This window comes from Agrobacterium sp. MS2 (genome assembly GCF_003261015.1).
In the GTDB taxonomy this organism is placed as follows: domain Bacteria; phylum Pseudomonadota; class Alphaproteobacteria; order Rhizobiales; family Rhizobiaceae; genus Agrobacterium; species Agrobacterium pusense.
In genome coordinates this window covers 68,445-83,162 of the sequence record NZ_QLNF01000072.1, presented here as the reverse complement: position 1 = coordinate 83,162, position 14,718 = coordinate 68,445, and the positions used below count along the sequence as shown (strand labels likewise).

Genomic DNA, 14,718 nt, shown 5'->3' with positions numbered 1-14,718 from the left:
CCTCACGCATCGCCCAGATAAGTCTTGATGACTTCAATGAACTTCGGGACGGAAATCGGCTTCGACACATAGGCCTCGCATCCCCCCTGGCGAATGCGCTCCTCGTCTCCCTTCATGGCGAAAGCGGTGACCGCGATGACCGGAATGACATGCAACTCGTCATCTTCCTTCAGCCACTTCGTCACCTCCAGCCCCGAAACCTCCGGCAGCTGGATATCCATGAGGATGAGATCCGGCCGGTGCTTGCGGGCGAGATCGAGCGCTTCCATGCCGTTGCGTGTCTGGATCGTCGTATAGCCAGACGCCTCGATCAGGTCGCGAAAGAGCTTCATGTTCAGCTCGTTGTCTTCGACTATCATGACCTGCTTGGGCATGGTGAGCAGTCCCCGTTTCGCTTTGAAACCTTCACCCAGACATATAAGTTGGCTGAGAACCGATTCCATCGTCCATTTGTTGCGCAAGGCTAGAGGGATTTGGTTTCAAAATAGGTAACTTCAGGTGAGAAATGCTGCGCGATACAAAAAACAAAGGCAATGCCAGCCAGGATCCGCAAGAAACGGCGGCCGCCATACTTGGCTGGCTGGCAAACGAGCCGGAAATGCTGGGACGCTTTCTGGCGTTGAGCGGATTACAGGCCAATATGCTGCGCCAGGCCGTCAGCGATCCAGGTTTTCTGGCGGGACTCACCGATTTCCTGATGAGCCACGAACCCGATCTCATGGCGTTCTGCGCCGCGACTGACACGTCGCCCGAAACGGTGGCTGCGGCCTGGCACCACTTTTCCGGACCCGGGCTGGATTCGGGTGTGTATTAAGGGAAGAGCCCTTGAGCCGTTGTTACAACCGGAGTATGGTCGGCGACGTTCTGGTTTTGTTTTCGGCCCATGTCCACGTCGCATCCTTATGATCCCGGTTTTTGCCGCGACTGTCTCGTCGGCCAGCCAGAGGGGCTGAGACGTTGCCGTGCCTGCGGAAGCCCGCGGCTTGTCTATCACGCCGAACTCTACGGTCTGAGCATCGCCCATATCGATTGCGATGCCTTTTATGCCTCCGTTGAAAAGCGGGATAATCCGGAACTGGCCGATAAACCTGTCATCATTGGCGGCGGCAAGCGCGGGGTGGTTTCCACTGCCTGTTATATTGCCCGTATTCAGGGCGTGCGCTCCGCCATGCCCATGTTCAAGGCGCTGGAAGCCTGTCCCGACGCCGTGGTCATCAAACCTGACATGGAGAAATACAGTCGTGTCGGGCGCGAAATCAGGGCGATGATGCAGGAGTTGACGCCGCTGGTGCAGCCGCTTTCCATAGACGAGGCGTTTCTCGATCTTTCAGGCACCGAGAAGCTGCATCACGATCCACCGGCGCGCGTGCTGGCGAAATTTGTCCGGCGCGTGGAAAAGGAAGTGGGGGTGACGGTTTCAGCCGGGCTTTCCTACTGTAAATTTCTCGCCAAGGTCGCGTCCGACCTGCAAAAGCCCCGCGGCTTTTCCGTGATTGGCGAAGCGGAAGCGCTGTCGTTTCTTGCGGCGCGGCCGGTCACGACCATCTGGGGCGTGGGCAAGGCCTTCGCGGCGACGCTGGAGGCCGACGGCATCCGCATGATCGCACAGCTGCAGGAGATGCAGGAAAGCGAGCTGATGCGCCGTTATGGCGTGATGGGCCAGCGGCTCTTCCGGCTGTCGCGCGGCATTGACGAGCGGCATGTGCACAATAACGACCCTGCCAAAAGCGTCTCTTCTGAAACCACCTTCTTCAACGATATTTCCCGCCATGAGGACCTTGTGCCGATCCTGCGGTCGCTCTCGGAAAAAGTCGCCTGGAGGCTCAAGAAAAATGGCATTGCCGGCCATACGGTTGTCTTGAAAATGAAGACGGCTGACTTCAGGATTCGCACCCGCAATCGCAAGCTGGACGACCCCACGCAGCTAGCCGACCGAATTTTCCGCACCGGCCTCTCATTGCTCGAAAAGGAAACCGACGGCACGAGATTTCGCCTCCTCGGCATCGGTGTCAGCGATCTGCGCGATGCCGGCCTTGCCGATCCTCCCGATCTCGTCGACAGACAGGCGGGGCGCCGGGCCGCGGCGGAAGCGGCAATGGACAAGCTGCGCGACAAGTTCGGCAAGGGCAGCGTCGAGACCGGCTATACGTTTGGCTCGCGGAAATAACCGAACCCGTTAAGCCCTTCGGCCGACATATCGGCGCATCGATCTCCCGAACTATTTATTTTAGATTTTACACAAATTAGTGATAGCGCGGCAGCGCCGCCCTTAAACTTCATTAAACTTAGCGTGGTTGAGTGAGGGAAGTTTTGTGCATGTGGTGTATTGCGTCATGTCCCTTCGCCTCCGTCTTATGGCCGGCATGCTGTCGGCCAGCATTCTCGCCTTTCCGGCGCTCGCCGCTGACAGCAGGTCCCTCCAGATACTTGTATCGAAAAGCGACCAGTCGCTCGCGCTTTATGAGAATGGTGAAATCATCGCCACCTCCAAAGTCTCGACCGGCAAGGCCGGGCATGAGACACCGAGCGGCATATTCTCCATTCTAGAGAAGCGGAAATACCACGAGTCGAATATCTATTCGGCCGCCCCCATGCCGTTCATGCAGCGACTGACCTGGTCCGGCATTGCGCTGCACGAGGGCAAGGTGCCGAACTATCCGGCTTCCCACGGCTGTGTGCGCCTGCCTTCCAAATTCGCAAAGTCACTCTTCGGTGATACGCGTACAGGGGTGCATGTCATCATCACCGACCGCCCGGTCTCGCTGCGCTTTGTGCAACATCCGGCGCTGTTTTCACCGCGTGACGACGCAGATGACGGCAAGCTGCTTCTGTCGGATGTAGAGTTGCGGCCCGCGAGCTTCGATGCGGCTCTGGGCGCGGTCGAGGTCGCCGTCAATGAAAAAACCCAGGCCATCAAATCGACGGCGAAGGCGAGAGAGCCTTCACCGCTGCGCATTCTCATCACAAGACGTGGCGAGCGGGAAAGGGTAATGGATATTCAGACCGTGCTCACCCGTCTCGGCTTCGATGCCGGTTCGGCCGACGGTTATGCCGGGGAGATGACGATCAGCGCCATCAACGGTTTCAAGCGGTGGAAGGGGTTGAAAACGTCAGGGCCCCTTCTGACCGACGCTTTCGTGGCGGCGCTTTATGCCTCCGCCGGTGAGGACCACCCACCAACCGGGCAGATCATGGTGCGGCAGGACTTCAAGCCGCTTTTTGAGGCCGCCATCGACATCAAGGACCCGGAAGTCGCGCTCGGAACCCATTTTTTTGAGGCGGTGTCCGTGGATCGCGCTGCCGGAACCGCCGAATGGAACGGCGTAACGCTCGACAATCATCTGCCAGCCGCTGCCCGCAAGCGGCTCGGCATCACCGTTACCGAAGCGCCCGGCAGTTTCGACCAGTTGAGTGCCGTGCTCAGCCGTCTCGACATTCCGCAGGACATACGCGCCCGGATTGAGCAGGAACTCTCAAGCGGAAGCTCCATCACCGTTTCCGACCTCAGTCACCAGATGGAGACAGGAACGGGAACGGACTTCATCACCGTGACGAAGGAAGGGCCGGTCTGAGCGAGGCGCGAAGGCGCTGCGCCTCACACCAGTTCCACATCAACGACACCGGGGGCCGACCGAAGAGCAGCGGCTATTTCAGGCGAGATACGGTATTTCTCCGTCAGTTCGACCTCGATCTCGCGGCTACCCTCATCCTTGATAACGATGAAATAGACCGAGCCGTCACCCCTGGTGTTGAGGTGGCGGGCAACCGTTTTCAGCGGGCCGGAATCACGCACATAAACACGCAGTGCCTTCTGCATCTGCACGGATTTTTCTTCCAGCGACTGCGCCGTCTGGATGCGCAGACCGATACCTTCAGGGCGCTCTTCCGCCTGCACCGTGATCACCAACGACTTGCCGACCTCAAGCAGGTCGCGGTACTGGCCGAGACCTTCGGAAAACAATACCGCCTCATATTGCCCTGAAGCATCCGAGAAGGTGACGATACCCATCTTGTTGCCGGTGCGCGTCTTTCGCTCCTGTTTGCCGGTAACCGTGCCGGCAAGACGCCCGGCAGTCGCCCCCTGTTTCACAGCAGCGGAAAAATCGGCGAAATTCTGCACGCGCAATTTTTCCAGTACGGGGCGATAGGTATCCAGCGGGTGGGCCGTGAGGTAGAAACCGAGAACCTGATATTCGCGCAGCAGCTTTTCCGAGGCAAGCCAGGGCTGGAAGGCAGGAAGCACCAGCTTTTCCGGGCCATTGCCGCCGCCCGAGCCGAACATGTCCGACTGGCCGATGGTGCGGTTGTTCTGCGCCATCTGGGCATAACCGATGATGCGGTCCAGCCCGCCGATCAGCTCTGCGCGGTCGCGGCCGAAACAATCGAAAGCACCGGCATTGATGAGACTTTCGAGCACACGCCGGTTGATCTGTTTGGGGTCGATGCGCAGGCAGAAATCCTCGAGGCTCGTGAACGGCTTGTCGCCCCGGATCGCGACGATATGTTCGACCGCTCCTTCGCCAACACCCTTGATGGCAGCCAACGAATAATAAATGCGGTTCTCGCCCGTTTCGAACTGGCGGAACGAGGTCTGGACGGACGGCGCGACGATTTCAATGCCGAGACGACCGGCGTCCTGACGGAAATCGTTGAGCTTTTCCGTATTGGCCATATCAAGTGTCATGGAGGCCGCCAGGAACTCCACCGGATAATGCGCCTTCATATAGGCCGTCTGGTAGGAGACAATCGCGTAGGCCGCGGCATGGCTCTTGTTGAAGCCGTAATTGGCGAATTTTGCCAGGAGATCGAAGATGGTGTCGGCCTGCGGTTTCGAGACACCGTTCTTGATGGCGCCATCAACGAAGCGCTCGCGCTGCTTGTCCATTTCCTCCTTGATCTTCTTACCCATGGCGCGGCGCAGAAGATCGGCTTCGCCAAGCGAATAACCCGACAGAACCTGGGCGATCTGCATCACCTGTTCCTGATAAACGATAACGCCCTGTGTTTCCTTCAGCAGATGGTCGATGGTCGGGTGGATCGACTCCAGCTCTTCTTCGCCATGTTTGCGGGCGTTATAAACGGGGATGTTTTCCATCGGGCCGGGACGATATAGTGCCACCAGAGCAATGATATCCTCGATGCAGTCCGGCCGCATGCCGATCAGCGCCTTGCGCATGCCGGCACTTTCCACCTGGAACACGCCGATGGTCTCACCGCGCGACAGCATTTCATACGTCTTGGCGTCATCGAGCGGGATGGCGGCGAGATCCACCTTGATGCCGCGCTTGGCGACAAAATCGACGGCCACCTTCAGCACCGTCAGCGTTTTCAGGCCAAGAAAGTCGAATTTGACGAGGCCGGCGCTTTCAACCCACTTCATATTGAACTGGGTGACCGGCATATCGGACCGCGGATCGCGATACATCGGCACCAGCTTCGACAGCGGGCGGTCGCCGATGACGATACCGGCAGCATGGGTTGAGGCGTGGCGATAAAGCCCCTCGATCTTCTGGGCGATATCCAGCAGGCGGGCGACAACAGGCTCCCTGTCCGCTTCTTCCTGCAGGCGCGGCTCCTCCTCGATCGCCTTCGAAAGCGGCGTCGGGTTGGCCGGGTTGTTGGGCACCAGCTTGCAGATCTTGTCCACCTGCCCGTAGGGCATTTCCAGCACGCGGCCGACGTCGCGCAGGGCCGCGCGCGCCTGGAGCGAACCGAAGGTGATGATCTGCGCAACCTGCTCGCGGCCGTATTTGGCCTGAACGTAGCGGATCACTTCTTCACGACGATCCTGGCAGAAATCGATGTCGAAGTCGGGCATCGACACGCGTTCAGGATTAAGGAAGCGTTCGAACAGCAGTGAGAAACGCAGCGGATCGACATCGGTAATCGTCAGCGCGTAAGCGACGAGCGAACCCGCGCCCGAACCACGGCCCGGTCCGACCGGGATATCGTGCTGCTTGGCCCATTTGATGAAGTCGGCAACGATCAGGAAATAACCGGGGAACTTCATGCGCGAGATGACGCCGAGTTCGAAATCGAGCCGCTCGCGATAATCCTGTTCCGTATAACCGGGCGCCATACCGAGCGCGGCAAGGCGCTGATCCAGCCCCTCCACCGCCTGACGTCGAAGCTCTTCCGCTTCGGCGCGTTCCGCCGCCTCAGGATCGTCGCTGGCACCGGTGAAACGTGGCAGGATAGGCCCGCGCTTCTTCAGCACATAAGAGCAGCGCAACGCAATCTCGACGGTATTATCCAGCGCCTCCGGCAGGTCTGCAAACAACGCCGTCATTTCCTCCCGACTTTTGAGGTAATGGTCGGGAGTCAGGCGAAAGCGGCTGTCGTCCGAAACAATGGCATTATGCGCCACCGCCATCAACGCGTCATGCGCTTCGTAGTCGGCCTTTGACGGGAAGAACGCCTCGTTTGTGGCAACCAGCGGAATATCATGGTCATAAGCGAGGCCGATCATACGCCGCTCATGCGAACGGTCATACCCGGACTGACGCTGCAATTCGATATAAAGCCGGTCACCGAAGAGTGACTTCAGTGTCAGCAGCCGTTCCTTCGCCTGGGCGGCATGACCTTCCCTCAAGGCCATATCCACCGGGCCGCCGGAAGCGCCGGTCAGCGCGATCAGGCCCGCATTTGAGTCCTCTTCCAGCCATGCGCGGGTAATGTGCACGGAATGGCCACTGCCCTCGCCCTCAAGATAGGCACGGCTCACAAGATCCACCAGCCGCTCATACCCTTCGGCATCGGCGGCGAGAAGAACGATAGCGGGAAGTTTCTGAAGGTGGCTGTTGTGGTTGCGGCGATCCTCCGCCGCATCCTGCATGTCGATCGACAGCTGGCAGCCGATGATGGGCTGCAAACCCTCATCCCGCGCCTTTTCGGAAAACTCCAGCGCGACGAAGAGGTTGTTGGTATCTGTAATGGCAATGGCCGGCTGGCCGTCTGAAACGGCCTTGGACATGATTTTCTTGAGGGGCAGAGCCCCTTCAAGCAGGGAGTAAGCGGAATGAACCCGAAGATGAACGAAACCCGGGGTGTTCAGGTTTTCGTCAGAGGTTTCTGCCCGCACAACCGTATCGCCCATATCATCATCCTGTCATTCTGAATCACGGGGGCGATTTTCCGATTTCCGGCGCTTGATGTCCACCGCTTTGCGACGTCCATACAGGCTTCTGCGCCGGTATCTTCTTCACAGCGCGGTGAGGATTACCGAAAAGCTGGCAACGAAGACAGCAATGGAGGTGAAAGCGGCAACGTCACGGATGAAATCAGTCATTGGTCTCTCCTTACTCGTTATGTTCCAACTTTGTTCTCATTTCGTTCGATTGTCAACAGGGTTCTGCTGATGTTCTCCTTGCCAACGTGGCAGAATCGCTTTCGGTTCCCGCTTCGAAGACCGCAAGCCGCTGACTCCAAAGCGAAAAACCCGGAAGAAAAATCCTCCGGGTTCAAAAAATGAAACTTGGAAAAATCCCTGCTCGCGGCAGCCAAGCGGCTAGCCACCGTCGAGGGCGCATCCGATCCCTCGCCTCGCTCGCCGTTCGGGGTCGGTGGATGGCGGGACAGGCTCGGTCAGGTCAAAAATCGACGATCTTGCCCTCGGCGAGCGTTACGCGGCGATCCATCCGGCCGGCGAGCTCGTGGTTATGTGTCGCGATCAGCGCTGCGAGGCCGGACTGGCGAACCAGCGCCTCCAGTGCGTCGAAGACATAAGAGGCGGTCTCCGGATCGAGATTGCCGGTCGGCTCGTCCGCCAGCAGCAGGAGCGGTGCATTGGCGACGGCGCGGGCAATGGCAACGCGCTGCTGTTCACCCCCGGAGAGCTCGGCCGGACGGTGCTCGCCACGATGCCCCACCCGCATGTAATCCAGAAGCGCGCTCGCGCGTTTACGCGCCTCCGCCTGTGACAGGCCGGCGATGAGCTGCGGCATCATCACGTTCTCAACTGCCGAAAACTCGGGCAGCAGATGGTGGAACTGATAAACGAAGCCGATGTCGCTGCGGCGGATCGCCGTGCGCGTCTCATCCGGCAGGCCGTTGCAGGGCGCGTCGTTGATATAGACTTCGCCGGCGTCTGGATGTTCGAGAAGCCCGGCGAGATGCAACAGGGTGGATTTGCCGGTACCGGAGGGGGCGACCAGCGCCACCATCTCACCGCTTTTCAGCTGGAAATCCGCCTTGCGCAGAATGGAAAGCGACGTCTCGCCCTGACCATAGGTTCTCTCGACGCCGGTAAGCCGCAGCACTGTTTTTTTTGCCATATTGCGAAGCGGTCCTTATTCGTAACGCAGGGCCTGCACCGGATCGAGCTTGGAAGCACGCCAGGCCGGGAAGATCGTTGCCAGGAAAGAGAGCGTCAGGGCCATGATGACGACGGTGATGGTTTCACCAACATCCATTTCGGCCGGAAGCTGGCTGAGGAAATAGAGCTGCGGATCAAACAGCACCGTTCCTGATATCCAGGAGAAGAACTGGCGGATGGATTCGACATTGAGGCAGACGATGACGCCAAGCGCCACGCCAGCGAAGGTGCCGACCGTGCCGATCGCCGCGCCGGTCATGAAAAAGATGCGCATGACGGCACCTGAGCTTGCGCCCATGGTGCGCAGAATGGCGATATCGCTGCCCTTGTCCTTCACCAGCATGATCAGGCCGGAAATGATGTTGAGCGCCGCCACAAGAACGATGAGGGTCAGGATCATGAACATCACGTTCCGCTCCACCTGCAGGGCGGAAAAGAAGGTCTGGTTCCGCTGCCGCCAGTCGACGATGTAGATCTGCCGTTCCGCCGCCTGCTCCACCAGCGGGCGGATGCCATCGACGTCATCCGGGCGGCTGACATAAAGCTCAATGGACCCGACACGCCCTTCCGTATTGAAATAGAGCTGCGCCTCGGAGAGCGGCATGTAGATCATAGAGGCGTCATATTCGGACATGCCGATCTCAAAGACACCGGAAATCTTGTAGGATTTCACGCGGGGATTGACGCCCATCGGCGTCACATCACCTTCCGGTGATATGAGGGTGATATCGTCACCAGCCGTTACACCCAGTTGCGATGCGAGCCTGGAACCGACAAGGACGCCGTCTCCGGCCATAAAGCCAACGAGATCGCCGGTCTTGATGTTGGTCGCTACTTCCTTGACCTTGTCGATGTCTTCCTGGCGCACGCCGCGCACCAGCGCGCCGGAGCCCGCGCCACCGCGGCCGGAGGCAAGCGTCTGGCCTTCCACCAGCGGCAAGGCCATGGTAACGCCGGGGACGGCGGCGAACTTCTTCGCCAGTTCATCGTAATTATTCAAGGGCTGGTCGATCGCATTAACGATCATGTGGCCGTTGATGCCAAGAATGCGGGAGATCAGTTCCGTGCGGAAACCGTTCATGACGGCCATGACGATGATGAGCGTCGCTACGCCCAGCATAATGCCGACAAAGGAAAAACCGGCGATGACGGAAATGAAGGCTTCCTTGCGCCGCGAGCGCAGGTAACGCCAGGCCACCATACGTTCAAAAGCGGAAAACGGCCGGGCGGTCTTTGCCCCGGCGGAAACAGCCGCACCCTTTTCAGCTTCGGCTTGTGCCATGTCGTCTCCCTGATCTCAAACTGCAAGGCCGGTCTTTTCCGAAAACCGGCCCAAATTTCTGCGGCATCCACGCCACGAAACGAGAGTGGACTTCGGGTGAAGCCGCCCCAATTCCGCTTGCGCTTAACCGAGCACCCTGTTCATAGCCGCCTCGATCGTCACGGTTTCCCGCTCGCCGGTCTTGCGCTCTTTGACCTCGACCTCGCCATTCGCGACGGAGCGCGGACCGACGATGATCTGCAGCGGCACACCGATGAGGTCGGCGGTGGCGAATTTCTGGCCTGCACGGTCGTCCGTATCGTCGTAGAGAACATCCTTGCCGGCGTTGGAGAGCGAATAATACAGCTTTTCGCAAGCAGCATCGCAGGCCGCGTCTCCAGCCTTCATGTTGATGATCACGACGTCGAAAGGAGCGACCGAAGCCGGCCAGATGATTCCGTTCTCGTCATGCGATGCTTCAATGATGGCGGGAACAAGGCGTGTCGGGCCGATGCCATAGGAACCCATGTGGACAGGATGTTCCTTGCCATCCTTGCCCTGCACTTTCGCGCTCATCGGTTCGGAATATTTGGTGCCGAAATAGAAGATGTGGCCGACTTCGATGCCGCGTGCCGAAAGGCGCTCGCCCTCGGGAATGGCGTCATAGGCGGCCTCGTCATGCATCTCGGAGGTGGCGGCGTAATCGGCTGTCCATTCGTCAAACACGCCCTGCAACGCTGCAACATCATCGAAATCGGTGTTTTCGGCGGGAATGGCGCGGTCCAGGAAGCTCTTGTGGCAGAAGACTTCGGATTCGCCCGTATCAGCCAGAATGATGAATTCATGGCTGTGGTTGCCGCCGATCGGACCTGTATCGGCACGCATGGGAATAGCGCGAAGGCCGAGACGTTCGAACGTGCGCAGGTAAGCCACAAACATCTTGTTATAGGAATGGATCGCATCTTCCTTGGTCAGGTCAAAGGAATAGGCGTCCTTCATCAGGAATTCGCGCGAGCGCATCGTGCCGAAGCGGGGACGCACCTCGTCGCGGAACTTCAACTGAATATGATAGAGGTTCAGCGGCAGGTTCTTGTAGGACTTCACATAGGAACGGAAGATGTCGGTGATCATCTCCTCATTGGTGGGGCCGTAGAGCATCTGACGATCCTGGCGGTCCTTGATGCGCAGCATCTCCTTGCCGTAGTCGTCGTAACGGCCGCTTTCCTGCCAGAGTTCCGCGGATTGCAGGGTCGGCATCAGAAGCTCGATGGCGCCGGAGCGGTTCTGCTCCTCGCGGATAATCTTGTTGACCTTGTCCAGCACACGCTTGCCCAGCGGCAGCCAGGAATAAATGCCAGCCGACTGCTGCCGGATCATGCCGGCGCGCAGCATGAGACGGTGAGAAACGATTTCCGCTTCCTTGGGGTTTTCCTTCAGGATGGGCATGAAATAACGGCTGAGACGCATGACGGCTTCCATTGATGCGGACGATAGCGCGCGAAGCTGCGGGAATCGCCCCGAATAGAGGGATATTGGCGCCGGATATAGCCGTTTCCGGGGCGGATGAAAACCCGCCATGAAAAGAGCGTTTAATGGGCATTTCGTTGTATTTTCGCGATAGCTAATTCGCGTCAAAACGCTTTGGCCGAAATATTATTCTGGATAGGGTGCGACAAAATGCACCACAGGGAATTTTTTGCCGACTGTAACAAATATGCAAAAAATGAGATGACAAGGCTGGGGGTTTGAGCTAGCTTTAGCTTACAAAAGAGGCAGGAAGTTTAAATTCTTGTCATTTTCGCGGTCAGTCTTGGGAGGATCAGATCTTAGGCGCGCTCGTTCGCAGCCCCGGTAACGGTTACAGATCACGCGAAAACTGGAAAACAAGGCTGAAAGGCCTTGTTTTTTTTTGCCCTGGCAAATTGCCCCGCTCGCTTCGTCATTCCGCAGAGCTCCGCGATGAATTGAGATCAGCAAGCTCCTGCTGTTTGCACGATAGATATGACATCCATATGACAGTGTTTGGCCGGATTGATGGCAGACTGCCCGATGCTTAGGCAGTTCCGGGGTTCGTTCTCGGGCCGACCCGTCAAGACGCGACTGGGGCGGATACCGCCCCGCTGTCTTTAGTCGAAAACGGGAATAATTCTCGGCAGATCATCAAGGCTGACACCGAACCACCAGGTTCCGCCATACCATAGGCCACAGATCAAAGCCGAGATCAGGGTCGTCCACAAAACTATCCGCCCGCCCTTGAAGCGGGAGGGTGCGCTGGCGACCGTGCCCAGTGCGACATCTCCGTCTTCATCCTGGGTGCGCAGGCCAATCGGCAACACGATGAAAAGCACCGTCCACCAGACGATGAAATAAACGGCGAAGGCCGAAAGAAGCGGCATGTGATCCTCCTGCGCAATGGGCTTCTTGTAACGCATTCATCTGCGAACCGGAATCAATTCTCGGCAAGAAGCGCAAAAAGCCTTGGGAGGACAACCAGAACCGCGCTTTGAGCAGGTGCCATCAGGGCGCTGACGAAGGCGGACGACCTCTCCTCCGTCATGCCGGACTAGATCCGGCATCCAGCCACGGCGCGTCTGCGCCGTGAGTCGAGTCTTTGCGCGATCAAGGACTTGATCGCACTGGACCCCGGATCTAGTCCGAGGTGACGGAGTGCGGATGATACTATCGCCCGAAAGCTCCTGCCTCCCGGCTCAGACCTTGGTTACGAAAACCGTCACGATCGGCTTCTTGCCCCAGCTCTGGTTGGCGGCGGCGCGTACGGCACGGCGCACGGCTTCACGCAGCAGTTCCAGATCCTTGCGGCGGGCGCGCGGAATGCTCTCGACGGCGCCGAGCACGGCGTCATAAAGCGTGTCCTCCATCGCCTCATCTTCATCATCGAATTCCGGCAGGCCGAAAGGCACGACATCGGGATCGCCGAGGAAGTCGTAACGGCTGTCCAGCACGACATTGACGGCGACGTGGCCGGCGAAGGAGAGCTTGCGGCGATTGCTGATGCCCATCTCGTCCATGTCACCGACGAGATTGCCGTCCTTGAAGACGCGGCCATGCGGCACGTCATCGATTACTTCCGCCGGGCCGGGTGCAAGGCGCAGAACGTTGCCGTTGCGCACCTTCGGCACCTGCGAAATGCCGGCCTGTTCGGCCAGTTCCTTCTGCGCCACCAGATGCGCCGCCTCGCCGTGCACAGGCACGACGATCTGCGGCTTCGTCCATTCATACATCTTCAGAAGCTCGTTACGGCGCGGATGGCCGGAGACGTGAACGAGCGCCTCATTGTCGGTGACGATGTGGACGCCCTGTTCGATCAGGCCGTTCTTGATATCGATGATCGCCTTTTCGTTGCCTGGGATGGCGCGTGACGAAAAGACGACCGTATCGCCGGAGGCGAGCGCCACATTACGCATCTCATCACGGGAAAGCTTGGCGAGTGCTGCGCGCGGTTCCCCCTGCGAACCCGTCAGGATCAGCACCACACGATCACGCGGAATATAACCGAATTCATCTTCAGCGAGGAACGGCTTGATGCCTTCCATAATGCCGAGGTCCTGCGACACGTTGACGACACGCTTCAGCGACGAGCCGAGCAGCAGCACTTCACGACCGGCAGCCTCAGCCGCCTGCGCGATCGAGCGGATACGCCCGACATTGGAGGAGAAGGTGGTAACGGCCACGCGGCCTTCGGCATTTTCGATGATCTGGCGCAGACCTTCCGAAACCTCATGCTCGGAAGGCGATACACCATCACGCACGGAGTTCGTGCTGTCGCACATCAGCGCCAGCACGCCCTCTTCACCGATGGCGCGGAAGCGGGCTTCATCCGTCAACGGCCCAAGTGAAGGCGCCTCATCGATTTTCCAGTCACCGGTATGGATGACATTACCGAGCGGTGTGCGGATGACCAGCGACATCGGTTCGGGGATGGAGTGATTGACGCCAACCGCTTCGATTTCGAAGGGGCCAACATTGATGCGGTCACCCGCCTTGAACGGTGTGATCGGAATTTCCGCGCGGGTGCCCTCATAAGCGCGCTTCGCCTCCAGCATGCCGGCGGTGAAGGCAGACGCATAGACCGGCACGTTGAGGCCGGGCCAGAGATCGTTCAGCGCACCATAGTGGTCTTCATGCGCGTGAGTGATGATGATGCCCTTGAGGTTCTTTTTCTGCGCCTCGATATAGCTGATATCGGGCAGCACGAGATCGACACCAGGCAGATCGAGACCGGCAAAGGTCACGCCGCAATCCACCATGATCCACTGGCGCTTGCTCGCCGGCCCGTAGCCGTAAAGCGCCAGATTCATGCCAATTTCACCCACGCCGCCAAGCGGCACAAAAACCAGTTCGTCCTGTTGAGCCATTGTTTTTCTTATCCATTCAAAAAAGCGCGCAGGACGGCATCACGCCGCACCATGCCGCTGCTATCAGCATCGGACCTGTTGAACCATCTGATCGACCGGGCCGATGCGGAGCCGGTTTGTCACCCTGCATTTCATGAGCTGCAGGAAAGCTCCAACCTAGGGATCCGGTTCGGCGCGGTTTTTTTACCCGCACCGTGCACCTCATCCGAAAAACACGTCGCCAGCGGCAATGGAGCGTCTTGCGCCCTCGTCCTCATCCAGCAGCAGATAACCATTATCATCAATTCCGACAAAACGCCCGCCGATCGAACGATCCGGGAAATTGACGGTGATATGTTCGCCAATGCCGCAGGCCGCTGCCCGCCAGCTGGCGATGATGGCAGATACGCCCCTGCCCTCATCCCATTCGCGCAGAACCTCGGCCGTTTCACGGAAGAGATGGGCAAACAGTTCCTCGGGCGAGCAAGACGCACCATGTTCCGACAGCATCGTAACGGGATAAAGCGGATTATCAGGTTTATGGGCGATATTGATACCAATGCCGATGACGATGGCGCGCCGGCCGTCAGGCAAAAGCTCGGCTTCCATCAGAATGCCGCAGGTCTTGCGGCGGCCAATCAGCACGTCATTTGGCCATTTGATTTCAAGCGCCTCACCGCCCGGCGGCAAAACCGCGCGAATGGCGCGATAGACCGCGAGCGCAAAAGCGAGCGGCAGGGAGCCGATGCGCTCCATCGGCGCGGGATCGATCAGAAGAAGGGAAGCGT

The 14,718-nt window shown here is 58.7% G+C and carries 11 protein-coding genes; 3 read left to right on the top strand and 8 right to left on the bottom strand.

Features of this window, described 5'->3' with window-relative positions; translation table 11 throughout:
* Nucleotides 1–2 precede the first annotated feature (2 nt).
* On the bottom strand, nucleotides 3–374 hold the full coding sequence (locus tag DOU54_RS19255) for a response regulator (protein WP_003521498.1): 372 nt from the start codon (nucleotides 372–374) through the stop codon (nucleotides 3–5).
* 131 nt (nucleotides 375–505) lie between these two features.
* Here DOU54_RS19255 and DOU54_RS19250 point away from each other — a divergent pair, with 131 nt between their 5' ends.
* The 3 genes from DOU54_RS19250 (at nucleotide 506) to DOU54_RS19240 (ending at nucleotide 3,572) form a co-directional block, all read left to right on the top strand.
* Nucleotides 506–814 (top strand): DUF3572 domain-containing protein, encoded by a 309-nt coding sequence (locus tag DOU54_RS19250; protein ID WP_004441355.1) that lies wholly within the window; start codon nucleotides 506–508, stop codon nucleotides 812–814.
* A 69-nt stretch (nucleotides 815–883) separates the two neighbouring features.
* Entirely contained in the window at nucleotides 884–2,167 is a 1,284-nt protein-coding gene (locus DOU54_RS19245) for a DNA polymerase IV (protein WP_004441353.1), read from the top strand.
* Between the two features lie 166 nt (nucleotides 2,168–2,333).
* Nucleotides 2,334–3,572, top strand: a complete 1,239-nt coding sequence (locus DOU54_RS19240; RefSeq protein ID WP_113381054.1) for a L,D-transpeptidase family protein — start codon at nucleotides 2,334–2,336, stop codon at nucleotides 3,570–3,572.
* 23 nt (nucleotides 3,573–3,595) lie between these two features.
* On the opposite strand, the gene dnaE is transcribed toward DOU54_RS19240, so the two are convergent.
* From dnaE to DOU54_RS19200, 7 genes are all read right to left on the bottom strand, one after another.
* On the bottom strand, nucleotides 3,596–7,096 hold the full coding sequence (gene dnaE / locus DOU54_RS19235) for a DNA polymerase III subunit alpha (RefSeq protein WP_004441347.1): 3,501 nt from the start codon (nucleotides 7,094–7,096) through the stop codon (nucleotides 3,596–3,598).
* Between the two features lie 493 nt (nucleotides 7,097–7,589).
* Nucleotides 7,590–8,273, bottom strand: coding sequence for an ABC transporter ATP-binding protein (locus tag DOU54_RS19230; protein WP_004441345.1), 684 nt, complete (start codon nucleotides 8,271–8,273; stop codon nucleotides 7,590–7,592).
* Between the two features lie 15 nt (nucleotides 8,274–8,288).
* Nucleotides 8,289–9,596: a lipoprotein-releasing ABC transporter permease subunit gene (locus DOU54_RS19225; protein ID WP_037089082.1), complete on the bottom strand. Its 1,308-nt coding sequence runs from the start codon at nucleotides 9,594–9,596 to the stop codon at nucleotides 8,289–8,291.
* 123 nt (nucleotides 9,597–9,719) lie between these two features.
* Nucleotides 9,720–11,042, bottom strand: a complete 1,323-nt coding sequence (gene proS / locus DOU54_RS19220; protein WP_113381094.1) for a proline--tRNA ligase — start codon at nucleotides 11,040–11,042, stop codon at nucleotides 9,720–9,722.
* A gap of 659 nt (nucleotides 11,043–11,701) precedes the next feature.
* Nucleotides 11,702–12,007 carry a DUF1467 family protein gene (locus DOU54_RS19210; protein ID WP_006697998.1) on the bottom strand — a complete coding sequence of 102 codons (306 nt, stop codon included), beginning with the start codon at nucleotides 12,005–12,007 and terminating at the stop codon, nucleotides 11,702–11,704.
* Between the two features lie 276 nt (nucleotides 12,008–12,283).
* Nucleotides 12,284–13,951 (bottom strand): ribonuclease J, encoded by a 1,668-nt coding sequence (locus tag DOU54_RS19205; RefSeq protein ID WP_077987068.1) that lies wholly within the window; start codon nucleotides 13,949–13,951, stop codon nucleotides 12,284–12,286.
* A gap of 201 nt (nucleotides 13,952–14,152) precedes the next feature.
* On the bottom strand, nucleotides 14,153–14,718 hold a 566-nt coding region (locus tag DOU54_RS19200), incomplete at its 5' end, for a biotin--[acetyl-CoA-carboxylase] ligase (protein WP_286079939.1).